A 24,901-nucleotide genomic window follows, 5' to 3' on the forward strand; every position below is an offset into this window, starting at 1 on the left:
GTGTATGTTATTAAAGAAAGAATGAGGAAAATGAATAAACACAAAATTATCAAACAAGGTAAAAAGCTGCTATTTAGTAGCATAGCAGCTGCAGTTTTAGGCATGATTTGTGTAACTACTAAACCCGTTAAAGCTGCCACTGTAAATGGTGATTATCCTTCAACCAATAGTGTTAATACAAAAAAAGCTGAACTAAATTATCAGGCTAAAAATAATGCACCTACGGTTAAAAATGATAGTGCTAAATTTGATTCTACCAAAGCTATTAAGAGTGATACTATCGAAACAGGTACTTGGGATGGAATACCTGTAGAATATGATACTGTTACCCATACACTCACAATTGGTGGTGGCACCATTAATAACACCATGCATGTGCCAAATGTGCCAAATACTTTACAACTTTTACGCATTGACTGGAATGACCCATCGTATACCTATGACACACTAGAAGTTAAAACTATCAACTTTACTAAAAAATTAGTTATCAATGGTTCTGCTGCTGAATGGTTTAGATTTTATAATAATTTAACGACCATTAACGGTTTTGAAAATGTTGACCTAACCCACGCTACTGATATGAACTCTATGTTTATTAATTGTACTGCTTTAGAGAATATAGACTTAAACAAGTTATTTCAGCCAGATAAAACATATGCCGTAACTAATGTTGCGCATATGTTTGAGGGCTGTAAGAAAATAACAAATCTGGACTTTTCTAATTTTGATACTTCAAATGTTGTTGACATGTCAGGTATGTTCAATGGTGACATTAATTTAACCCAACTTGATTTAAGCAAATTTAATACTTCTAATGTAACGAATATGAATGCTATGTTCAGTGACTGTCCAAAACTGACCTCAATAAAAGGGTTAGACAAATTTGATACTTCTAAAGTAACTTCAATGGGACAAATGTTTGCTTATTGTTCTTCTTTGAATAAATTAGATCTAAGTAACTTTAACACTTCTAAAGTAACTCAATTCTATTTTATGTTCTACAGATGTACTAATTTACAGAATTTAAACATTAGCAGTTTTGATATGACACATGCTAATTTTAATTTTAATATGTTTGCAAGCTTACCTAATTTAAAAACTCTTGTACTTGGAAAGAAATGTGTTATGGCTAATACTGGTCTCGATACACCAGGAAAATGGATAAGTGATAATGGAGATTTGTGGACATCAGATGAGCTAATGGCTAATTATAATGGTAGTACCGATTATGGTAAATATCGTCATAAGGATATGAATTAAGTTTAATTAAAATACAATATTTATATAAGTCTCTAAAAATACTCATTAGTAAAATACTAATGAGTATTTTTTGTCTATCGATGATTATTTGACTTTGATTTAGCTCAGTCATATACTAAACCTATATTAACATGCAGTTTAGAAGAGGAATTATATGAATACACATAAGAATGCTAATAAGCAAGGAGAAAAAATATTGCTTGGCGGCGTAGCCGCAGTTGCTTTAGGCTTAATTAATGCCAAGCCCCAGACGGTGAAGGCAGCTAATCAAAATGGCACTCGTGCCACCAAGAAGACTGCGAGCAGAGCAGTCAAGACTAAATTGACCTACCAAAATGAAACTGATTCAGAAACTGAAGGAGAAACAGCTACTAATGATGACCCCATTGGCAGTGAAAATAGTGTAGGAACAGCAAGCAGCAACCCTGAAATTGGACAGGGGCAAGCCGGTGCTAATAGCAATCCAGCAAGTGGCAGTAATCAAAATCCAGCTGCTGACGATGCAATAGGTGATAAGCAAGAAGCTGGCTCAGCACAATTTGATCATGCTAACGAAATTCGTGACAGCAATACTACTATCTCAAGTACTTGGGAAAATATACCTGTCACGTTTCACAATGGCGTACTATCAATTGGTGAAAAAGGCAAAACCTATACAATAAATAATTCAGACAATAAAGATATTAGCATTGACATGAACATTGACAATGTTTCTGGAACCGACATTACAGAGATCGATATTAATGCTCCCATTGCCATCATTGGATCAGCTGAAACACTTTTCTACCACCTCTTGAACCTTACATCAATAAATGGTTTAGATAAACTAGATACTTCTAAAGTAACGAGTATGCTACAAATGTTTATGGACTGTACAAAAATGACTTCTTTAGATTTATCCAGTTTCAATACTACTAATGTAACCAATTTTAGTACAATGTTTGCCTTTGACCCCAGCCTAACTAGCGTAGATCTATCTAGTTTTACTGTTAGAGATGGCGCTACAACTATGGGAATGTTTGTAATAAGCGATGATGATACTCCCAGTTTGTCCAAATTAATTTTAGGTAAAGGTTTTAAATTCACTACAAGAAATGGTAGACCCAACAATTCACTTCAACAGCCAGGAACTTGGGTAAACATGGGGGAAGGCGATGGTTCTCTGACCAAGGGTACTAATCAGTGGTCTTCAGCCGATTTCATGACTAAGTACCAAGGTGATAGAGACCATGATACTTATGTTAGATATACTGGTGGCATCGTAACTGTTCATCGCCAAGATGAAGATGGCAAGCAGCTAGTTGATCAAGATGGTAAGGAAATTCCTGATGAAAAGCTTTTCGGCAACATTTCAGACTCAGTAACTGTTGACACCAGTAAAGAATTTGCTGGCTACAAGTTCAAAGAAAACAAGAATTCTGATATAAAAGCATTTATCTCTGATCCACAAACTATCACTCTAGTCTATTCTAAGAGTAAAACTGATAATACTTGGGAAGGTGTTCCTTATACCTTTAATAATGGCGTCTTATCACTTGGTGAAAAAGACAAAGACTATTTAATTGACAACACCGCCGAAAAAGAAATTGGCATTAATAATAATATAAATAATATAAATACTGATAATATTAATGAAATAGATATTTTGGGAAAAATAACAATTAATGGGCCAGCTGATTCATTATTTGATACTCTTCCTAATTTAACTCAAATTAACGGCTTAAATAACCTCATTACTTCAGATGTCACTGACATGAGCTACATGTTTGCCAATTGTCCAAAATTAGTTTCATTAGATCTCTCAAGTTTTGATACTAGCAAAGTTGCATTCTTTTCTTCTATGTTTTATGCAGATACTGACCTATCTAGCGTAAACTTATCTAGTTTTACAATTACTGATGATGCTGTAGATTATAGTTTGTTTGATTCATGTACAAATTTAACTAAATTAGTTTTAGGTAAAGGTTTTAAATTCACTACAACGAATGATCTACCAAATGATTCACTTCAACAGCCAGGTACTTGGGTAAACATGGGTGAAGGAAACGGTTCCTTGACTAAAGGTACTAATCAGTGGTCTTCAGCTGATTTAATGACCAATTACCAAGGTGATAGAGACCATGATACTTATGTTAGATATACTGGTGGCATCGTTACTGTTCATCGCCAAGACGAAGAAGGCAAGCAGCTAGTTGATCAAGATGGTAAGCAGATTCCTGATGAAAAGCTTTTCGGCAACATTTCAGACCTGGTAACTGTTGACACCAGCAAAGAATTTGCTGGCTACAAGTTCAAAGAAAACAAGAATTCTGATATAAAAGCATTTATCTCTGACCCGCAAGATATTACTTTGGTCTACTCTAAGAGTAAAACTGATAACACTTGGGAAGGTGTTCCTTATACCTTTAATAATGGCGTCTTATCGCTAGGTGAAAATGGTAAAACCTATCCAATTGACAACTCAGGAAACAAAGAAAGGAGCTACGCACTTGACACTCGAGATATTAGCATTAGCCAAAATATTAAGGGCGTAAATGTTGATGAGATTAAAGAAATTGATCTTAATGCGAATATTAAAATTAAGGGCAGTGCCAACGGACTTTTTAAGAACCTGAAGAATTTAGCTACAATAAAAGGCTTAAGTAATTTAGATACTTCGCAAGTAACGAATATGGAACAAATGTTTTCGAACTGCCCTAAATTGACTGCATTGGACCTTTCAAGTCTCAACACTGATAATGTTGTTTCCTATTCTTCGATGTTTAGTGGCGACACAGCTTTAACTAGTGTAGACCTATCCAGTTTTAAAGTTGCAGCTAATACCGAAGTGAAGGACATGTTCAATTCTTGTTCCAGCTTAACTAAGCTAACTTTAGGCAAAGACTTTAAGTTTATTGGCTCCATTGGATTAAATGATTTATCAGGTACTTGGGTAAACATGGGAGAAGGCAATGGCTCTCTGACTAAAGGTACTAATCATTGGTCTTCAGCCGATTTCATGACTAAATACCAAGGAGACAGAGACCATGACACTTACGTTAGATATACTGGTGGTACTGTTACTGTTCATCGCCAAGATGAAAATGACAACCAGTTAGTTCCTGATGAATATCTCTTTGGCAATATTTCAAACCCGGTAACTGTTGACACCAGCAGGGAAATTGCCGGTTACACCTTCAAGGAAAACAAAAATTCTGATGTCAAGACATTCAAATCTAATGAACAGTTTGTTAACCTTATTTATACCAAATCAGATAACAATAATGGTTCAAACACTGTTAATACTGGAACAACTGCGACCAGTCCTGCTGCTATAGCACCTGCAGTCACAGTTCATTACCAAGATGAATATGGCAATACTATTGCTCCTGATCGTGTTGTTCAAGGTCGGATTGGCGATGGCTATACTACTGGTGCTGAGACGGTTTCCGGCTATAGTTTAAAGACTAGACCGGATAATGCAACGGGTTTCTTTAGCAACAATCCGCAAAGCGTTACCTATGTTTACAGCAAGAGTGCTGGCAATACTACTGCCACTGTACCAGCAGATAACACGGCCTCTGCTGAGAATGAGCCTACTCCAATCCCAACTCATAAAACGAAAAAGTCTAAAGCAGTTAAGCATCATCAGACTGCTAATAAAGGACTTAAAGAAAGGCATCAAGCTAAACGTCAAACTAGATTGACAGCGGCAAGCGGCAAGCTGAATAAAGCTGCTAATGACCCGCAAAAAGGCAGGCAAGATAACACCCTGCCGCAAACTGGCACTGAGAAACGCAACAGCCTCGCCATGCTCGCTTTAGGCAGCTTAGCCTTGGCAACCGCCTTAGGCGCTGCTTGGCTTAACCGTAAGAAAGACTAAATAAATTCTAACAAAAAAACGTTCTATATTATTAAATATAGGACGTTTTTCGGTCTAGCTTAGCTTAGTTTGACTTTTAATAATCTCAGCCATATACTAAACTTATATTAATATGCAGTTTAGAAGAGGAATTATATGAATACACATAAGAATGCTAACAAGCAAGGAGAAAAAATATTGCTCGGCGGCGTGGCCGCAGCTGCTTTAGGCTTAATTAATGCCAAACCCCAGACGGTGAAGGCAGCTAATCAGAATGGCAACCGTGCTACCAAGAAAGCTGCGAGCAGAGCAGTCAAGACTAAATTGACCTACCAAAATGAAACTGATTCAGAAACTGAAGGTGAAACAGCTACTAATGATGACCCTGCTGGTCAAAACAGCGGCAGTCAAACCGCTGGCAGTGAAAATAATGCAGGAACAGCAAGCAGCAATCCAGCAAGTGGCAGTAATCAAAATGCAGCTGCAGGCAATACCAGCGCTCCAAGCACTACAGACAATGCAAAAGCTGATAAGCAAGAAACGGGCTCTACACAATTTGACCCTGCTAAAGCTACTCGAGATGGCGCAATTTCAGGTACTTGGAATAGTATACCTACCACTTTTTCTGATGGAGTATTGTCTATTGGAGAACAAGGAAATAATTACTCGTTTGGTAACATAAACTCCGACTACCAGGGACTTTCATTTAGTGACAATAAGAAAAACTTAAAAATTGATGATTTATCTACTATTACAGAAGTTGATTTTAATGCTCCTATCAAAGTTTTGGGTGGGGTAATAAATTTTTTTGGTGGTTTAACTAACTTAACTACAATTAAGGGACTGCCTAATTTAGATACTGAGAATGTAACTAGCATGTATGGCTGGTTTGATGGTTGCAAGTCTTTAACCAGTTTAGATTTATCCCATTTTGATACTTCTAATGTTACTAATATGTCTCGTATGTTTGATAAATGCTCATCACTAGCATCTATTACCTTCTCTAATAAATTTAAGACAGATCAAACAACTGACATGTCCTATATGTTCAATGGCTGCCAAAAACTACCAAATATTGATATGTCTACGTTTAAAATAGCAAGCGGAACAGACACGTCCTATATGTTTAAAGATTGCAAATCTTTTACTAAATTAGATTTATCTAGTTCTTCCTGTACTGGTGACGCAAGTCATATGTTTGAGGGTTGCGATAATCTTGAATATTTAAATTTACTTAACCTTACTACAATTGATCAAGTTGATCATGGAGAACACTTTATTAGAGGTACTTGCTACTCTATGCTTAAAGATCTTCCTAAACTAAAAGTAATAGTATTAGGCCGCTATACCCATATAAAACAGTCCGATTTTAATACTGAAGGGATATGGGTAAACATGGGTATTCCTCAAGGGACTTGGCCAGCCCCCCAAAAAGGTTCAATCCAACTAAGTTCTGCTGACCTTGCCCAGAAGTATGATAATAGTGTCTTTAACGAAGATCTTTACCAAGACACTTATATTAACTTTAGGAACCTCGGTAAAGGAATTACTGTTCAATACCGTGACGAAGATGGCAACAAAATTCCTGGTGTTGACGATGATATTCAATTTGGTAATATTGATGACTTTCTCGTAAACAACGATCCCTATACTGCCTTTAAACCACAAGAAAAGTTTACTGATAGTTCAGGAAACGAGTATGATTTTGATAATTTAGCTAAGATGAATAATAGTACGGTTAACTATAACGCTGTGAAATTTACCCCTAATGACCAGACTATTACTTTCTTCTATACTAAAAAAGCTAATAATTCTGACACTTCCAATGGTTCAGACTCTTCTAATGGCTCTAATACTTCTAATGGTTCAGACTCTTCCAACGGCTCTGATACCTCTAATGGCTCAGACTCTTCCAACGGCTCTGATACTTCTAACGGTTCAGACACCTCCAATGGCTCTGACCCTAGTGATTCTGGTCCTTCTGTTTCAAGTACTTGGGAAGGTGTGCCTGTTATCTTCTATACTGATTCTGGTAAATTAAAAATAGGTAATCCTAAAAATACTTATACCGTTAAAGGTGATAGTTTATCTACCAATATTGGCATCAAGAACAATATATCTTTTGTAGACACATCAAAAATCAAAGAAATAAATATAGTAGGAAACATAGAAATCGAAGGGTATGCTCAAAACCTATTTTCGGGCCTTCCTAGTTTACAAACTTTTAAGGGATTAGAAAACTTAAAAACAGATAAAGTAACACGGATGGACAATATGTTTGAAGGCTGTTCATCACTAACCTCACTATCACTTCCTAAAAGTTTTAATACAAGTAAAGTAACCAATATGGGAGGCATGTTTTGGAACTGTACTGCTCTAAAAACTTTAGATTTGTCATATTTTGATACTTCTCAAGTAACTAATATGTTAAATATGTTTAGCGGGTGTACCAGTCTAAAAAGCTTAAACCTACAAAATTTCAATACCGATGAGATAGATGATTTTTTGGGATTAGGTTCTATGTTTGAGAATTGTACCAATCTTGAAGAACTAAATATCGAAAACTTTAATATGCCATCTGCTAAGTCCGCTACTTCAATGTTTGAAAATGACTCTAATCTACGAAAATTAGTTTTGGGACCTAAGTGCAATATTTCAAATTCTAATCTTAATGTTCAAGGTACTTGGGTAAACATGGGACTAGGAAAAGGTTCCCCTAAAAAAGGTACATGCAAGTGGTATTATCCAGAGGCATTCTTAGATGAATTTAATCCTTCGACTCAACATGATACTTATGTATGTTTTGCTGATCTTGGAGGACCAATTACAGTTCACTATCAAAATGACAATAAAGATATTGCTGATGCAGAACAGCAATATGGTGACATAGATACTAAACTTGTCAACGACGGCTCATTCACTGCTTTTAATCCCAAAGAAATTAAGGGATATAAATTTGACCACGCAGAATTCAATGGATCGGGAACGGATATAAATAGCTTTCTGTTCACAAGCAAGCCTCAAACCGTTAATCTTATATATAAGAAAACTACTGGTGGTTCTGGTAGTGAAAGCTCAAGTAGTAGTAGTTCTGGATCTACTCCTGACAGTGGAAGTTCTAGCAGCAGTACTTCTGGTTCCACTTCTGACAGTGGAAATTCTAGTAGCAGTGCTTCTGGATCTACTTCTGACAGTGGAAGTTCTAGCAGCAGCTCCTCTACTTCCACACCTGGGAATGGCAGCACTAGCAGTAGCGCCTCAAACTCTAACTCCAGTAGTACTAGTTCTATGCCTTCTGGCAGCTCTGGTATTTCCAATGGCTCCAATAGTTCCAATGGTTCAGGATCAAACAATAGTAGTGGCAGCAATGTGATTAACAATAATACGCCTACCCCAATTCCGACCAATAATAAGCCAAAAAAGAAATCTACTAAGAAGTCACATAAAAAACACCGGATGGATAAGCAGAATAATTCAAAAGCAGTTAAGCGTCACCAGACTGCTAATAAAGGACTTAGAGAAAGGCATCAAGCTAAGCGCCAAACTAAATTGGCAGCGACAAGCGGCAAGCTGAATAACACCGCTAATGACCCGCAAAAAGTTACACAAGGTAACACCACCCTGCCGCAAACTGGCACTGAGAAACGCAACAACCTCGCCATGCTGGCCTTAGGCAGCTTAGCCTTGGCAACCGCCTTAGGTGCTGCTTGGCTTAACCGCAAGAAAGACTAAATAAATTCTAACAAAAAACGTTCTATATTATTAAATATAGGACGTTTTTCTGTCTAGCTTAGCTTAGTTTGACTTTTAATAGGGTCAGCCATATACTAAACTTATATTAATATGCAGTTTAGAAGAGGAATTATATGAATACACATAAGAATGCTAACAAGCAAGGAGAAAAAATATTGCTCGGCGGCATAGCCGCAGCTGCTTTAGGCTTAATTAATGCCAAACCCCAAACGGTGAAGGCAGCTAATCAAAATGGCAACCGTGCCACCAAGAAGGCTGCAAGAAGAGCAGTCAAGACTAAATTGACCTACCAAAATGAAACTGATTCAGAAACGGAAGGCGAAACAGCTACTGAAGATGACCACATTGGCAGTGAAAATAATGCAGGAACAGCAAGCAGCAATCCAGCAAGTGGCAGTAATCAAAATGCAGCTGCAGGCAATACCAGCGATCCAAGCACTACAGACAATGCAAAAGCTGATAAGCAAGAAACGGGCTCTACACAATTTGACCCTGCTAAAGCCACTAGGGCAAGCTTTCCAAGTAAATGGCAAGGATTAGACATCAGTTTCGACGATGAAGGTGATATATTAAAAATTAGTGGTGGTACAATTGATAACAGTGATAATCATACTATCAGCTTGTACTACAACCTAAATAGTCAAAATCAAACGTTAGCTGCTGATATTAAAGAAATTGATATCACTGGCAAACTCAAAATTATTGGCTCTGCAGCGGATCTGTTTACTAGCCTTGAGAATTTAGAAACTATCAAAGGTCTAGATAACCTTGATACTTCTGAAGTTACCAGCATGGAAAACATGTTTAGTAAAGATAAAAAACTAAAAAATATCGATTTATCTAGTTCAACTACTTTTAAAACAGATAAAGTGACAGACATGTCATACATGTTCGCTAGTGACGAGTCTTTAACTAAGTTAGATTTATCCCACTTTGATACCTCAAATGTTACAAACATGGCGCATATGTTTGAAAGCTGTGTGGGACTTCATAGTTTTGCATTCCCAGCTACTTTTAACACGGATAAAGTAACAGACATGTCATACATGTTTGATAACTGTAATCAAGTTTGGTCAATTGACGTAACCAAATTCAATACTTCTAATGTTGAAAACATGGCATATATGTTTTATAATTGTCAAAGTTTTCTTACATTAGACGTATCAAGCTTTGATACGTCAAAAGTGACAGATATGTCATATATGTTTGGTGCTTGTGTTAATTTGCTTAAATTAAATCTGCCGACTACCTTTGTTACCGACAATGTTCAAAATATGAAGGGAATGTTTAGCGGTTGTGAGTACATAACTGAGTTAGACTTATCAAAGTTTAATACTGCTAAAGTAACTAATATGGCGAATATGTTCGGAGGTTGTAGCAAATTGACAAAGATTACTGCCTCTGATAACTTTACTACCGCAAATGTTACTAACATGAGTGACATGTTTTCTGGCGATATCGTAATTACTACTGATAGTATAAACAAATTAATATCCAGATTCGATACTAGCAAAGTCACAGACATGACAGAAATGTTTGATGGCTGCTCACAAGTAACTTCACTTGATTTGTCTAAATTTGATACTGCAAATGTCGGAAATGTTTCTGAAGAACTATCTCGTGCTGGTATGGAAAGAATGTTTAGTGGCTGTGGTAACTTAACTACTTTAGACTTAAGCAATTTTGATACTAAAAATGTCCGTGATATGAGCTGGATGTTTAATAACAATAAAAATTTAGCAAGTATAAACCTAAATCCTTCACTTTTCAATACCTCTAACGTTATTGACATGAATCACATGTTTGAAGATTGTCATTCATTAACTAGTGTTGATGTCAGTCATTTTGATACTTCAAACGTACGTGATATGAGTTACATGTTTGATGAATGTATTAAATTAACTGCAATAGATGTTAGTCATTTTAATACTGCCAAAGTAAAAGATATGACGAATATGTTTGCTTATTGTGAATCTTTACCAAGTTTAGATGTCACTAATTTCAACACGGCAGCTGTTACTGATATGTTAAAAATGTTCTGGCAATGTTCAAATTTAATCAGTTTGGACCTATACAACTTTAATACCAGAACAGTTTCTGACTATACTGACATGTTTCAAGGCTGTGATAAACTAGCAAAACTTGACCTTAGTAGTTTTGATATGCAAATTTCAGCATCAACTATTGGTGATATGCTTAGTGATCTTCCATCTCTTGAAGTGCTTATACTAGGCAGAAGAAATGATTTGAATATAGTCAAAAATTATTGGGACGGTGGTTTAGGCAACAATCATGATGGCAAAGAAGAAGATTTCTGGGTTAACATGGGAGTAAATAAAGACAACGGTGGTCTTCAGCCTAGAGTTCATTCTTGGACTGGTGCTGATTTAATGAAAAATTATGATGGCAGTAAGGATTATGATGTGTATGTTAATATCAATAAAATTCCAAATCCTTGCAGTATTACCATTAATTATCAATTTGAGGACGATAAAACCGCCAAACTTTCGCCAAACGATTATCAATTCGGTACCGCTGGTAAAGACGTGGTTATCCCAATCACAGCCAGAAAGTTGCCTACCTACAAACTTGCTTACGTTGAAATTAATGGCAACAAATACGCCACAGATAAATATGAAGATGCGTTGAGTAAACTAAAGTTTACTAATGATCCTCAAACTATTACCTTTGGATATGAAAAGAGTAATGCTGGTAAGGGTAATAGTTCTAATGGAACAGGTTCAGATAGTAATAGTTCTAGCGGCAGTTCTTCTGGTTCTAACTCTGGCAGTAACAGCTCCAGCGGCAGTTCCTCTGGTTCTAATCCTGGCAGTAATAATTCCAACGGCAGTTCCTCTGGTTCTAATCCTGGCAGTAACAGTTCCAGCGGCAATTCCTCTGGTTCTAATCCTGGCAGCAGCAGTTCCAGCGGCAATTCCTCTGGTTCTACCCCAAGCAGTAACAGTTCCAGCGGCAGTTCTTCTGGTTCTAATCCTGGCAGTAACAGTTCATCTGGTTCCAATGCTGGTAACAATACGAACAATCCTGGTAGTGTCAATAATGGAAGTTCAAATAATTCTGGCGTAACCAGCACTGGACAAAATAGTAATTCATCTAACACTTCAACTGACAATAATACCGAAAAAACTCCAACGAAGAATGGTGTTAAGAGAATAGTTGCCCACAATGCTTACATCTTTAATGAAAAGGGTCAACGTCTAGAAGGCGAATACTTTATTGGCAATACCATTACTACCTATGGTACTAAGTTCATTAAAGGTAAGAAGTTCTATGACTTAGGCAAGAACCAATTTGTTAAGGCTAACAATATTACTGGCATCAATCGTAGATTAAGACATAATGCCTTTATTTACACTAAGAAAGCTAATAAGAAAGTCAAACGTTATGGTCGTATTGTTCTAAAGAAGAACAAAAAAGTTAAAACTTATGGTGGTACTATTAAAATACACAATAAGTTGTATTACATTGTAGGTAAGAACCAATTTGTTAAGAAAGCTAATTTTTAACAATTAAAAACACTTTTCCCATCAATAAAAGAACCTAGCCAGTACTAGTTGTGTTCTTTTTCTCCACTCAAAAATTAAACTATTCCCTAACCGGCTCTAAATGAACAAGCTAAATTTACTGCTTTGTAGCAAATATCATCAGTACAGTAGGTGCTGGTTTAATCTAACTAAATTTAATACCAATTAAAAAGTACTCCGTAAGATGCGATTAGCTTTTGCGGAGTATTTTTTATTCGAATAGTCTCCCTATTATTCAACTGCCAAAGTAAAATTTTTTCACAATTAAAACAACGTTAAACCTGGAAACGCTAACCATAAGTAAAATATTAAGGGCTATTAATAATGGAATTAGCCGAGTTAAACAGCATTATTCTAGTATTTTTAACTTGTTTTTTGGCCTTATTTATTATTTCAGTTAATGCTTGATTTTGGCATAAATAAAATTAGCCTATTCTTAATTAAGTCCATTTTTTATTTGAATAAGCTTATTTTATGAATAATTGGCAAAATTTTGTTTACTAGTAATATGCAAAAGTATTAAATCTATATGAAAATACCAATCACAGTATTGAATTAGACAGGATATATGTATATACTTAATAATGGTATAATGAAATTTAGATGGTATAAATGGAGGAAAAATATGAGTAAGCATAACAATTTTTATCATAAAGGTAAAAAGGTACTATTCTCTAGTATGGCAGTTGCTGCGTTAAGCGTAATTGCAGTTAATCCTGTTGCAGCTAAGGCTGCCGAAGCACAGAAAGAGCAACCTGTTAAGCCAGCTGAAACTAAGTCAACAACAAATAATGATAAGGGCAATAAAAAAGATATAGAGGATCATACTGCCAAAGATGATTCAAAATGGACTAGAGACAATTGCAGTTACGACGAAAAGACTAAGACTTTAACTATTGAAGCTGATACAATTGACAATAGTAATTATACAAGTGACACAAACCCTATCAATCCTGCTCAAATAGCTTGGAATATTGATGGTGTTGATACAGATGAAATTGAAACCATTGTAATTGAAAATTCCGTTACTTTTAAGGGCGATGCTAGTTCCTTATTTGCTAATTTACCAAACTTGAAGGAAATTGTGGGATTAAACAAACTTAAGACAGAAAATGTCACTAACATGAAACAAATGTTTGCCAATGATCCTAAATTAACTTCATTGGACCTGTCAAACTTTGACACTTCTAACGTAACTGATATGATGGGCATGTTCATGGATGACTCTAGTTTAACTTCATTAGATGTATCACACTTTAATACTGAAAAAGTGACTGATATGTCATACATGTTTGCTCAGGTTGATGCATCTAATGAGGACGATAAACCAAGTAAAGACGCTGCTCCGAAATTGACTGAAATTAAAGGTTTGAATAAGTTTGATACTGCCAAGGTAGAACGGATGGGCAATATGTTTACTAACCAGAGCGCTTTAACATCTTTGGACATCAGTAGTTTCAAAACTCCAAAGGAATCAGTACCAGTAAAAGATGAAAACGGAAAAACACTTTATAATGAGCCCGCTGAAACTGATATGTTAAAGGGACTGGATAGCTTAACCTCTCTAAAACTTGGTAAAGACAATATTATTAAAAGTTCTGGTCTTAACACAAAGGGTACATGGAACCTGAACGGTAAGAACTTAACTTCTGATGAATTTGCAAGTCAATTTGATGGTAAGAAAGATGCTGGTGACTTCACTTCAACTCCTGCAAGCACACCTTCAACTCCAAGTACTCCAACTACACCAAGCACACCGACTACTCCAAGTAATACTACTAACACAGGTAATACCAACACAAATACTACGACTGATAAGCAAGACACTAATAAGACGGATACTAACAAGCCAGAAACTAACAAGCCTGCTACTGACAACAAGAAGCCAGCTAAAAAGGCCAAGAAAGGTGTCAAGAGAGTAGTTACCCACAACGCTTATATCTTTAACCAAAAAGGCAAGCGTGTAAAAGCTGAATACTTCGTTGGTAAAACTATTACTACTTATGGCACTAAGACCATTAACGGCAAGAAGTTTTATGATTTAGGCAAGAACCGTTTCGTTAAGGCTAATAATGTTACTGGTATCAACCGTAAATTAAAGCACAATGCCTTTATTTACACTAAGAAAGCCAATAACAAAGTTAAACGTTATGGTCGTGATGTTCTGAAGAAGAACAAGTCAGTTAGAACTTACGGTGGTGCTGTTAAGATGCACAATAAGTTATATTACATCGTAGGCAAGAATCAATTTGTCAAGAAAGCTAACTTTTAAAGATTAAGAGATTTACTCTATAAATGAAAAGAACTCAACTAGCAGTTAAAAATGCTAATTGAGTTCTTTTTCTATGCTCAAAAATTAATAAATTACTTTAAAATAGTGTGTCTATATTACTATCTAGTGCCATATCTTCCAGCAAATAACCAAATTGAATTTAAAAATCAAAAATTACCTCTTAGCTAAGGTTAATTATTTATTCTTTTAAAACAAGTTGAAATGTATAGATGGTGCTATTAAGTAAAATGAATTGTATAATAAGTTAAACAAGGTATAAGCTAAATGTTAATCATGTATATGTTTATTTTATCATTTAAGAAAGAATAGTAATATGAGTAAGAAAAAAGATTCTAATCAAACAGAAGCTTCAATAATATACTTTAGTGTTGCTGCTGCAGCCTTAAGTTTATTAGCTATATCCCCCCAAACAACTAAAGCAGACGAAATAGTGCCTTCATCGACTTTTGTAACAAAATCTCCAACCACAACAGGTCAAAACAATAACAAAGTTAATCATGTTAACGCTAAAACCGATACCAAGCAGGAAGTTATTTCTCCAAAAAACTTGCCACCTAAAGATTCAGAACTGCATACTCAAAGTGCTACTAATTTCAAGTGGGGCAATCTTGATGTTAGCTACAATAATCATGTAATTACCATCCCAAGTGGCAGTATGGATCAACCGGGGTCTTTAGCTCACATTAACGGCATTAATAGTGACGATGTGCAAGAAGTTCGATTTGCCGGTTCATTAAAAGTTAACTCGGCTTCTGAAATGTTCAGAGGGCTAACTAATCTAACTAAAATCACTGGTTTAGAAAACCTTGATACTTCTGCCACCATAGACATGAGGTACATGTTTGCAAATTGTGAAAATTTAACCAGCATAGAAGGCATTGGTGATTTGCAGACCACCAAAGTTACTAACATGTCTTTTATGTTTGCGGGCTGTAGTAAATTAACTAGTCTAGACTTATCAAATTTTGATACTGCTAATACTAGCCACGCAGAGAGCATGTTTCAGGATTGTGAAAATTTGCAGAGCATTAAATTTCCACCTAATTTCACAATAGCCAAGGTGGACGATATAAGTCGCATGTTCAGTGGGTGTTCAAGTTTAACTGCTTTAGATCTCAGTAAGTTTAATACTAGCCAAGTTAAAAAAATGATTTGGACTTTTAAAGATTGCTCCAGCTTAACCAAGTTGGATTTATCTTCATTTGACACTTCTAACGTAATTGATATGAATGGAATGTTTAATAATTGTAGTAGCTTAAAAGAACTTAATCTCAGGAGTTTTGTCATAGATCCTAATATTGATAAAGGTTATATGTTAGACGGACTTGCTAAATTAAACACCCTTAAACTAGGTAAAAATACATATATTAATGATACACATCTTAACACTTCAGGAACTTGGGTCAATATCGGCAATGGAAAAGAAGATGCACCACAGGCAAACAATAAATATCTGTCTGAAGACTTAATTGCCCATGCTGACGACATTCTTGGCGACACTTATATTCGACCAGGTAGTCCTATTACTGTTTCTTACTTGGATACTAATAAAAGATCACTTACACCTGATATTAGTTTGAAGGGCAAAATTGGCGATGATTATAAGGTGACGGCGAAGACAATTCCGGGATATATCGTAAAGGAAGTCCCAGATAATGCCACTGGGGTTTTCACTGATCAACAGAAAAATGTCAAGTTTATTTATTCTGTTGACCCCGAATCTACCTCTACCACCACACCAATTAAAGCTGCAGATGTTACCGTCTCTTATCAAGATGAAAACGGCAATCAAATTGCACCTGAAACGATAATACAGGGTAATGTGGGTGATGGTTACACCACTGGTGCTAAGGCGATACCGGGTTATACCTTAAAAGTTAGGCCTAAAAATGCCACCAGCTTTTTTGGCACTGCACCGCAAAGCGTAACCTATATCTATGTTAAAGATGAACCTCAAGCTAATACCAGCCCTGAGCATAGCGGTCAAAATAGTTCGACCAACTCGGCTAGTCAAACTCAAAGCAAGGCTAAAAATCCTCATCAAAATAAAAATAACTCTACTTCAAACGGTATTACTGAGAACTATACCATTTTTAAACCAGCTGAAAGTGAACCTGACTCCACCAAGTCAGTGCTGTTCACTGACAATGGTCGCCATGAAAAATTGCCACAAACCGGTACTAATAAGCATTCCCAGATAACAATGCTTTTATTGGGCTTCATGGCAGTAATTGGCAGTCTATTTAGCAACTGTTTTAGCAAAAAGAAAAAAGATTAATTACAATAGTATGAAAAAGTTCCGTCAATTTACGCTGGAATTTTTTGTCTTGCATAAAAATAACTGAACCGTTTTAATTAAAGAAGAATATTTTTTAAGCAAAAGGAGTAAAAATGGGACTTAATAAGCCACTTTTATTTGCGCTTAGCGATACTAAGCCAGGACCAAAAAATTTAATTACAGATGTTGCCGGCGTTACTGTCGGGCATAAAACAGTTGTTACTGATAGACTCAGAACCGGTGTTACTGTGGTCAACCCCTGTCCAGATAATATCTTCCGGGAAAAAATGCCAGCCGCTGCACACGTTATCAACGGCTTTGGCAAAAGCACAGGACTTGTTCAGGTTAACGAACTGGGCACAATTGAAACACCACTGGTTTTAACCAATACTCTCAGCGTGGGTACCGCATCAATGGCTTTAGTCAAAAGAATGCTGGCTGAAAATCCAGAAATTGGTCTTTCCACTGGTAGTGTCAATCCGATCATCATGGAGTGCAATGACAGTTCGATTAACCACATTCGCGATTTAGGTGTCACTGAAGACGATGTGAATGATGCTTTTGCAGCTGCTAGTACAGATTTTGCTGAAGGCGGAGTTGGCGGTGGAACGGGCATGCGCTGCTACGAACTTAAGGGCGGCATTGGTTCTGCTTCAAGACAAGTAGAAATTGACGGTAAGACCTTTACAATGGGCGCACTAGTCATGTCTAATTTTGGTCTTAGTGCTGATTTGAACATTTATGGTCATGCTATTGGTAAAAAATTTGTGGATAACAAGGACACTAAGGAAAAAGGCAGTATCATCACAATAATTGCTACCGATATCCCGTTTAACTCGAGACAATTAAAACGCATTGCCAAACGCTCCGGTATCGGCATCACTCGCAGTGGCTCATTTAGCGGCAACGGTAGTGGCGAGATTACTCTAGCTTTCTCTACTGCTAACCGGGTAAGTCATTTCCCTGAACACGAGTTGAGTACAATCCAGGCAATTACTGATGACAAAATTGACCGCTACTTCAGAATTACGGTAGATATTGTTCACGAAGCCATTCTCAGTTCTTTGGCTCATGCACAAACAACGCCCGACCGTGACGGTAAGCCAATGTTATGCCTAAAAGACGCCCTCATGCAGCTTGGTGATGATAAAGAGGCAATGCAATTAATTGCAGACTTAGGTTTTTAATTAAGCCAAAAAAATTACACCGCAAAGTTCTACACCTTGTAAAATAATACCAGCTATTAGGTATTAAAATTATTTGCTAATGATGTAGTTCATGACACAAACAAATAAAAGCCGTATTTGAATTTAAACTCAAATACGACTTTTTTTATTTATTCAATACAATATTTTCGTCGAATAAGTCGGCTGTCTCTTTTTGTAAATGGTGTGTTACTAAAACAATGGTTTTATTCTTCTGCGTTAAAATCAGTTTTTCCAACGAAATGCTGGCCACCTTGTCTAATGACGAGGTCGCCTCATCAAAAAGATATACGGGCGTATCACGCAAAAGCGCTCGTGCAAGCGCAATCCTCTGCTTCTGCCCACCAGATAGATTAGTCCCTTGGTTTGCCAGTATCGTGTTGATACCAGCGGGTAAATGAGCAATTATTTGCTCAATGCCACACGCCGTAATGACCTGTTTTAGCTTTGCAGGAGCAACCTTTTGCCCCAAAGTTAAATTCCACTTTAAACTAGCCGTAAAAATATATGGTGTTTGTTCGACATAAGAAATTATTTGATGCAGCTGAGTATCAGAAATTTTAGCATAGTCTATGCCACCCAATTTGATCGTACCGGTATAATTTTTTAACAGGCCTCTAATAATATTAAGCAGCGTTGATTTACCTGCAGCTGAATCACCGAGCAAGAGGTATTTTTTCCCTTCTGCAATAGTCAAATTCAGGTTATCTAAAATTGGTTGCCTCTTTTCCTTATAAGTATACGAAAGGTTCTCAATTTGAATTTGTTTAGCAGAAATTTCTTGTTTCTGATCAGGCTGCGTGGTCGTTTTAATATTTGCCAGCTTATCCATAATTGGTTTAAGTGATTTAAATTCCTGCCAATTAAAGCTGATGCCACTCAGTTCAGCAAAAATTGTACCGGCAAAATATTGCGCGCCGCTTATAGTTCCCACTGGAGTAAGATGCCGCAAAATTAAATAACCGCTTTGAGCTAAAACAATCACTTGACTTAAATAGGCAATGCAATTGGTAAAGGCTTGAGTAAAGCCCGCCGCCTTAACGTAATCAACAGCATTTTTTTGGACATCTGCAGATCCTTGATTAATTCTTTTAACAATTACTTGGGGTAAATTTACCAAAAATAAGGTATTGAAGCCATTCAGGACATCATTAATTTTATTAACCAACCGTTCTTGCGCATGGGAGAGTTCAAGCGAACGTTTAGATAACCATTTTGAAAACAAATTAGGCACTACCGCCATAATTGTGGTTAAGATAACAACAGTAGCAAGTAAACTGACCTGAAAATACGCTAAAGTGACTGCTCCCAACAAGATTTCGCTAATTTGTTGTACAATCATCATCAAATCGTTGACACCAAATTCATTGATCGTATTAATATCATTGGTTAGCCATGAGGCGTAGGTAGCAGTGGTTTGCTGATGAAAAGACTGATAATCCGACTGTGACAACTTTTGTGCCACATCCTGTCGAATCAGCAGATCAATTTGCTGCTTCAATTTTGTTTGATTGACCGAAATTAAATAGGTAAAGATCGCGTACATGACATAGGCAGCAGCCATAATTGTGACCCAAATAAAAAACAGTTGGGCATGCAGTTTGGTGACCTGAGTTAGGGCATTTGCACTGGCAATTCCTGCAAGTGTTGAAAACCCTGAATTAATAACAGTTAGGGCAATTACTATACTAAATTGCCACTTAGCTCTTTTAAAATATTTGAATAAGGGCATATTCCTCCTAAAACTTATTTTTTATTAATGTTTTCAATTAATAATATGATATTTTTCATTTTTATTCAATTTTATTTAGCATAAATAGTTTAATTGCAAATGTTTACTGCAGTGCTATTATTAAAACATGTATTAAACAATTGGACGTATAAATTAATATTAGATTAATAAATATTGTAAGTGAGCTGTCAAAGAAGCACTTAAAAATGGTAAAATCACCCAAGAACATTACGACAATTTTCTCAAGTATCAAAATAAAATTAATACTCAAAAAAAGTATTAATATCATTATGTATCATAAACAACGCCTTAAAAATTGTTTTCAATAATTAGCAAAAGGTTCTCAGAAAATATTTTCTGGGAACCTTTTAGTTACATTTATACTAGGTCGTTTTTCTTTTCACTAATGAAACCGGAATAGTAAATTTATGTTCTAAAATATCTTCTCTTTTCAGTATTTTTAATAAATTGGTAGATGAAACCCGGGCAATCTCTGAAGTATTCTGTCTAATTGTGGTTAATTGCAGCTTGCTGGCCACTGGGGTATCGTCAAAACCAACTATACTCAATTGTTCCGGTACTCTAATCCCCTCACCTATTGCGGCCTGATAAATATAACTTGCCACATTATCATTGATGGCAAAAATACCCAGTTTTTGATGTTCTTTAAGTAGCTTTTTTATCTGCTTAAATATTTTATCTTTGACTAGATAAATCTCGTCTGAATTAGTTTTAGAATTAATAATTATTGGTTTATTTATGCCGCGACTTTTGACCGTTTGCGTGAAACCCAGAATACGGCTCTTATTGCTGGAAAATTCATTATTTTTGTTTGTAAGCATAATAGGATAACAACCTCTATCAACCAAATGGTTAGCGGCTATCACTGCACCCGCGTAATTGTCAGAAGAAGCTGTAATTGTGTTGTTACTTAGTTTTGGTGACCGATCTATAAATACCGTAGGTAAATCTGCCCGGTTTTTGCTTATTGCTCTTTGAGTAGAAATAACCACCAAACCATCAACTATATGATTACTTAACTTCGCGATATATTTTTCTTCTATTTCCGCATTTCTTTCTGTATTGCACACAATAGTTAAATAATCTTTTTCAAAAAAATATTGCTCACATTTTTTAACTATAGCAGCATAATAAGCGTTAGTAATATCGGGTACCAGAATACCAATTATTGCAAGGCTGCCCTTACGCATCCCTTTAGCAATTATATTCTGTGAATAGTGATTTTCCTTAGCTATTTTTAAAATTTTATCCCTGGTTTGATCGGAAAACCTACCCGTATTATTTAACACTCGCGAAACTGTTGAAACTGAAAAGCCACTTAAACGAGCAATATCTTTAATTGATTTTACTGCCATTCTGCAATTTATCCTAATTTAAATTCTATTTTTATTTTTCTAATTTTACTTTACATCTTGTCAACAACATTATACAATAAAAATGTAGTTAGCGGAAACGCTTGCATTAATTAACTTTAAGGCCTTTAACTTAGGCCTATAATTTTTACTGTTTGCGCAAACGTTACCGCATTTTTGCTATAACAGCAGGAGGAGAAAAAGCATGAAAATTAATGATTTAAATGTGCAAATTTATGCTGACGGCGCTGTAATCAGTGATATGGTCAAGGCCAAAGAAAGTGGTGTAGTTAAAGGTTTTACTACCAACCCCTCATTAATGAAAAAAGCAGGCGTCACCGACTATCTTAGTTTTGCTAAAGAAGTATTAGCAAAAGTAACTGGTCTGCCAATTTCATTTGAGGTTTTCAGCGATGATTTTGACACAATGGCCAAGGAAGCTCGAAAAATTTCAGCTTTAGGCGAGAACGTTTTTGTAAAAATACCAATTACCAATACCAAAGGTGAATCTTCTGTACCTTTAATTAAAAAATTATCCGCGGAAGGAATCAAGTTAAACGTTACTGCAATGTTTACATTAGAGCAAACCAAGGATGTATTAGCGGCATTAAAACCTGGTTCGCAGAATATTCTCTCAATTTTTGCCGGTCGTTTGGCAGATACTGGCATTGACCCAATGCCGTTAATGAAAGAAGCGGCAAAACTTTGTCATGAAAATGGTAATGGCTGGCTGTTGTGGGCAAGCTGCCGCGAAGTGTTTAATATTTTTCAAGCTGAAGAATGCGGCTGTGACATTATTACCTGCACCGCACCCGTTATTGCCAAATTCCCACTAATTGGAACCTCTCCTAAAGAGCGTTCCTTACAGACAGTCCAAGACTTTAACAAGGATGTTAAAGCGCTGGGATTCTCCATTTTATAAGCTACTGAAAATAAGAAAGTTGAGGCGTTAAAATGTTTTTATCTGCGTTGTTAGTAGCTTTACTCGCTATTATTTCCCAATGGTGGTTTTTTGCTCCGATAACAAGATGTTTAACTTATCCATTAACCACCGGCCTTTTAGTAGGTATTTTTATGGGTAATCCAATGCTGGGAATGCTATCTGGTGCCACTATCCAGCTGGTTTATCTGGGCTGGATCAATACTGGTGGTGTAATGCCGAGTAACACTATGGTTGCCGGTATTTTCGGTACCGCATTAACCATCCTTTCCGGAGCAAATCCTAAATTAGCAGTTACCTTTGCTGTACCTTTCTCATTAATCGGACTTTTAATGGTAGAAATTTACCAAAGCGTTAACTCATTTTGGGTTCACAGAGCTGATGCCGAATTGGCTAAGGGCAATGTTAAAGCTATCAGGTTCTTAAATTATGTACCTTCATTCATTGTGTCACTGATTGTCTACGGTATTCCTGCCTTTTGTCTAGTATATTTTGGCAAAGGTTGGGCACAAAGCATGTTACGCATGATTCCTAAGAGCTTAACCACTGCACTTGAAGTCGTTGGTGCCATCATGCCTGCTCTAGGTATCGCAATGTTACTTAATTACTTAGGTAAGAAATCACTAGTACCATACTTCTTTATTGGTTTCTTCCTGACCGCTTATCTTAAACTGCAAATTATGGCTGTTGCTATTTTCGCAGGTTTATTAGCCTACCTACTTTACATCAATGAAAAGTTCAGAACTACCGCTGCTAATGCCGCACCAGCAAAGAAAAAGGTTAATAGACTAACTTTGCAAAATAGAACAGGAGCACCACAAACTGTAACTCCTGCTACAGCTGATAGTACTAGTATTGCTCAAGACATTTCCCCATTAAACTATAAAATTAAATTGACCCATAGCGACTTAGTTAAAACTTGGCTATGGGAGCAATCAGACGAGGCCTGCTATAACTATGAAAGGCTGCAGGCTTTGGGCTTAACCAACATGATGATCTACCCTATCCGAAAATTATATCCACAAAACAAACAGGCAGACGAACTTAAAAAGTACATGGTATTCTTTAACACTGAACCACACATGGTTGGACCTGTTATTCACGGTATTGCACTTTCGATGGAAGAAGCACGTGCAAACGGTGCGAATGTGAGCGCTGAGGATATTAACGGTGTTCGTACAGGATTAATGGGACCCGCAGCAGGTATTGGTGACACAGTACAGCAGGGTATAATCTTCCCAATTTTGGCAAGTATTGGAGCCACTATGGCATTAGAGCGTAATTACTTTGGTCCAATTATGTTCACTGTCGTATTCGAATTGATTATCTATTCTATTGGTTATTTGATGTTTATGTATGGTTATAAAAAAGGTAAGGCTTCAGTTGTATCCATTCTAAAGAGTGGCTTGCTTGATAAAGTCACAAATGCGTTCTCAATTGTAGGCTTAATGGTTGTCGGCACTATGGCAGCCACGAGGGTAACTATTAAAACACCATTAATTTGGCATGTAGGTCAAAGCGTAATTAAGGTGCAGTCTTTATTTAATCAGTTAGCACCCAGTTTAATTCCACTATTAATTACTCTGTTAGTATGGTGGCTTTTAAGAAAGAAAGTTAACGCAAGTATTATTGTTGTCGGCATTTTTGTAATAGGTATTTTATGTTCTTACTTGGGCATCTTGGCAACTATTTAAAGGAGAATTAATTTGATACAAATTATTTTAGCTAGTCACGGTCAATTTTGTTTAGGGTTGAAACAAACCGTGGAAATGATTGCCGGAAAAACAGACTACTTGGAAACAATTTCTTTTAAACCCGGTCAAGATCCTGATAATTATAGGGATAATTTTGAACAAGTACTAAAATCGCAAAATGACCAACCTACATTAGTACTGGTAGATTTAAAGGGTGGTACGCCTTTTAATACAGCAATGTATTTAAAACAAAAATATAATTTAGAACTAGTTACTGGGGTTAATGTGCCTATGCTTTTAAGCATTGTTACTAGTAGAACAGCAAAAAGTTCGATTAGTGATTTGCTCAATATCTGTTTAAATAATGAAAACTGGGGTATTCAAAATAGTAAATTAGGAGGAACACATCATGCAAAACTTAGTCTTAACTAGAATTGATGACCGTTTAATTCATGGTCAAGTCATGACCAAGTGGCTCAAAGAAACCGGAGCACAAAACGTTGTTATTGTGGATGACGCAACATCAAATAATGACTTTATGATCAACGTTTTTGAGCAGGCAGTACCCGAAGATATTGGTATTGGTATATTTAATAAAGAAGACGGCGTCACATTCTTTTCACAACCACTGGAAGCCCCGACCATTATCTTGGTTAAGGTTCCTGAAACTATCGAATATATGGTTGATCATGGTATTGACATTACAGAAGTTGACTTGGGAGGTATGGGAGCAAAAGATGGTCGCAGCACCCTATACCAATACATCTCTACCAGCCCAGCAGAAGACGAATGCTTCGAGCGTTTACTAAATAAAGGCGTAAATGTTTACGTGCAAATAGTACCGCAAAACGAAAAACAGCCAATAAAGCCATTGCTCACTAAAAAGGATAAATAAATTATTTTATTACTTTTGCTAATAATTAAGAGGACCAGTTTTCATCATTTTGAGTAAAACTGGTCCTCTTAGTATATTTACAGCAACATTAA

At 36.3% G+C, this 24,901-nt stretch carries 13 protein-coding genes; 11 read left to right on the forward strand and 2 right to left on the reverse strand.

Annotation, left to right across the window (positions count from 1 at the left end; genetic code table 11):
- The first annotated feature begins 30 nt into the window (after positions 1-30).
- The 7 genes from JF73_RS09360 (at position 31) to JF73_RS07945 (ending at position 18,157) form a co-directional block, all read left to right on the forward strand.
- Entirely contained in the window at positions 31-1,260 is a 1,230-nt protein-coding gene (locus tag JF73_RS09360) for a BspA family leucine-rich repeat surface protein (protein ID WP_052727786.1), read from the forward strand.
- 154 nt (positions 1,261-1,414) lie between these two features.
- The gene (locus JF73_RS09365) at positions 1,415-5,122 is read left to right on the forward strand and encodes a MucBP domain-containing protein (RefSeq protein WP_052727787.1); all 3,708 of its coding nucleotides are present in this window, start codon (positions 1,415-1,417) and stop codon (positions 5,120-5,122) included.
- 135 nt (positions 5,123-5,257) lie between these two features.
- On the forward strand, positions 5,258-8,833 hold the full coding sequence (locus JF73_RS07925; protein ID WP_046327732.1) for a BspA family leucine-rich repeat surface protein: 3,576 nt from the start codon (positions 5,258-5,260) through the stop codon (positions 8,831-8,833).
- A gap of 134 nt (positions 8,834-8,967) precedes the next feature.
- Entirely contained in the window at positions 8,968-12,381 is a 3,414-nt protein-coding gene (locus tag JF73_RS09370) for a BspA family leucine-rich repeat surface protein (RefSeq protein ID WP_052727788.1), read from the forward strand.
- A 643-nt stretch (positions 12,382-13,024) separates the two neighbouring features.
- Complete coding sequence (locus tag JF73_RS09375) at positions 13,025-14,671, forward strand: SLAP domain-containing protein (protein WP_052727789.1); 1,647 nt, start codon at positions 13,025-13,027, stop codon at positions 14,669-14,671.
- Positions 14,672-15,005: 334 nt separating this feature from the next.
- Entirely contained in the window at positions 15,006-16,970 is a 1,965-nt protein-coding gene (locus tag JF73_RS07940) for a MucBP domain-containing protein (RefSeq protein WP_046327733.1), read from the forward strand.
- 113 nt (positions 16,971-17,083) lie between these two features.
- Complete coding sequence (locus JF73_RS07945) at positions 17,084-18,157, forward strand: P1 family peptidase (RefSeq protein ID WP_046327734.1); 1,074 nt, start codon at positions 17,084-17,086, stop codon at positions 18,155-18,157.
- Positions 18,158-18,302: 145 nt separating this feature from the next.
- Here the strand turns inward: JF73_RS07945 and JF73_RS07950 are convergent, their stop codons facing one another.
- Both JF73_RS07950 and JF73_RS07955 read right to left on the reverse strand, forming a co-directional pair.
- Positions 18,303-19,907 (reverse strand): ABC transporter ATP-binding protein, encoded by a 1,605-nt coding sequence (locus tag JF73_RS07950; protein WP_046327735.1) that lies wholly within the window; start codon positions 19,905-19,907, stop codon positions 18,303-18,305.
- 383 nt (positions 19,908-20,290) lie between these two features.
- Positions 20,291-21,283 carry a LacI family DNA-binding transcriptional regulator gene (locus JF73_RS07955; RefSeq protein ID WP_046327736.1) on the reverse strand — a complete coding sequence of 331 codons (993 nt, stop codon included), beginning with the start codon at positions 21,281-21,283 and terminating at the stop codon, positions 20,291-20,293.
- 202 nt (positions 21,284-21,485) lie between these two features.
- Between JF73_RS07955 and JF73_RS07960 the strand changes: the two genes are divergently transcribed.
- From JF73_RS07960 to JF73_RS07975, 4 genes are read left to right on the forward strand one after another with little or no spacing between them, the layout of a single operon-like run.
- Positions 21,486-22,202 carry a transaldolase gene (locus JF73_RS07960; RefSeq protein ID WP_046327737.1) on the forward strand — a complete coding sequence of 239 codons (717 nt, stop codon included), beginning with the start codon at positions 21,486-21,488 and terminating at the stop codon, positions 22,200-22,202.
- A 32-nt stretch (positions 22,203-22,234) separates the two neighbouring features.
- Positions 22,235-23,914, forward strand: a complete 1,680-nt coding sequence (locus tag JF73_RS07965) for a PTS system mannose/fructose/sorbose family transporter subunit IID (protein WP_046327738.1) — start codon at positions 22,235-22,237, stop codon at positions 23,912-23,914.
- A 12-nt stretch (positions 23,915-23,926) separates the two neighbouring features.
- Positions 23,927-24,346: a PTS sugar transporter subunit IIA gene (locus tag JF73_RS07970; RefSeq protein WP_046327739.1), complete on the forward strand. Its 420-nt coding sequence runs from the start codon at positions 23,927-23,929 to the stop codon at positions 24,344-24,346.
- Positions 24,324-24,809, forward strand: a complete 486-nt coding sequence (locus tag JF73_RS07975) for a PTS sugar transporter subunit IIB (protein WP_038524517.1) — start codon at positions 24,324-24,326, stop codon at positions 24,807-24,809. Before JF73_RS07970 ends, JF73_RS07975 begins: the two co-directional genes overlap by 23 nt.
- Positions 24,810-24,901: the final 92 nt, after the last annotated feature.

It is taken from the genome of Lactobacillus helsingborgensis, assembly GCF_000970855.1.
Taxonomy (GTDB): domain Bacteria; phylum Bacillota; class Bacilli; order Lactobacillales; family Lactobacillaceae; genus Lactobacillus; species Lactobacillus helsingborgensis.

Coding starts and splice junctions, on each gene's coding strand:
- JF73_RS09360 (WP_052727786.1), top strand. CDS start 31: ATGAATAAACACAAAATTATCAAACAAGGTAAAAAGCTGCTATTTAGT.
- JF73_RS07940 (WP_046327733.1), top strand. CDS start 15,006: ATGAGTAAGAAAAAAGATTCTAATCAAACAGAAGCTTCAATAATATAC.
- JF73_RS09365 (WP_052727787.1), top strand. CDS start 1,415: ATGAATACACATAAGAATGCTAATAAGCAAGGAGAAAAAATATTGCTT.
- JF73_RS07955 (WP_046327736.1), bottom strand. CDS start 21,283: ATGGCAGTAAAATCAATTAAAGATATTGCTCGTTTAAGTGGCTTTTCA.
- JF73_RS07960 (WP_046327737.1), top strand. CDS start 21,486: ATGAAAATTAATGATTTAAATGTGCAAATTTATGCTGACGGCGCTGTA.
- JF73_RS09375 (WP_052727789.1), top strand. CDS start 13,025: ATGAGTAAGCATAACAATTTTTATCATAAAGGTAAAAAGGTACTATTC.
- JF73_RS09370 (WP_052727788.1), top strand. CDS start 8,968: ATGAATACACATAAGAATGCTAACAAGCAAGGAGAAAAAATATTGCTC.
- JF73_RS07975 (WP_038524517.1), top strand. CDS start 24,324: ATGCAAAACTTAGTCTTAACTAGAATTGATGACCGTTTAATTCATGGT.
- JF73_RS07945 (WP_046327734.1), top strand. CDS start 17,084: ATGGGACTTAATAAGCCACTTTTATTTGCGCTTAGCGATACTAAGCCA.
- JF73_RS07925 (WP_046327732.1), top strand. CDS start 5,258: ATGAATACACATAAGAATGCTAACAAGCAAGGAGAAAAAATATTGCTC.
- JF73_RS07965 (WP_046327738.1), top strand. CDS start 22,235: ATGTTTTTATCTGCGTTGTTAGTAGCTTTACTCGCTATTATTTCCCAA.
- JF73_RS07950 (WP_046327735.1), bottom strand. CDS start 19,907: ATGCCCTTATTCAAATATTTTAAAAGAGCTAAGTGGCAATTTAGTATA.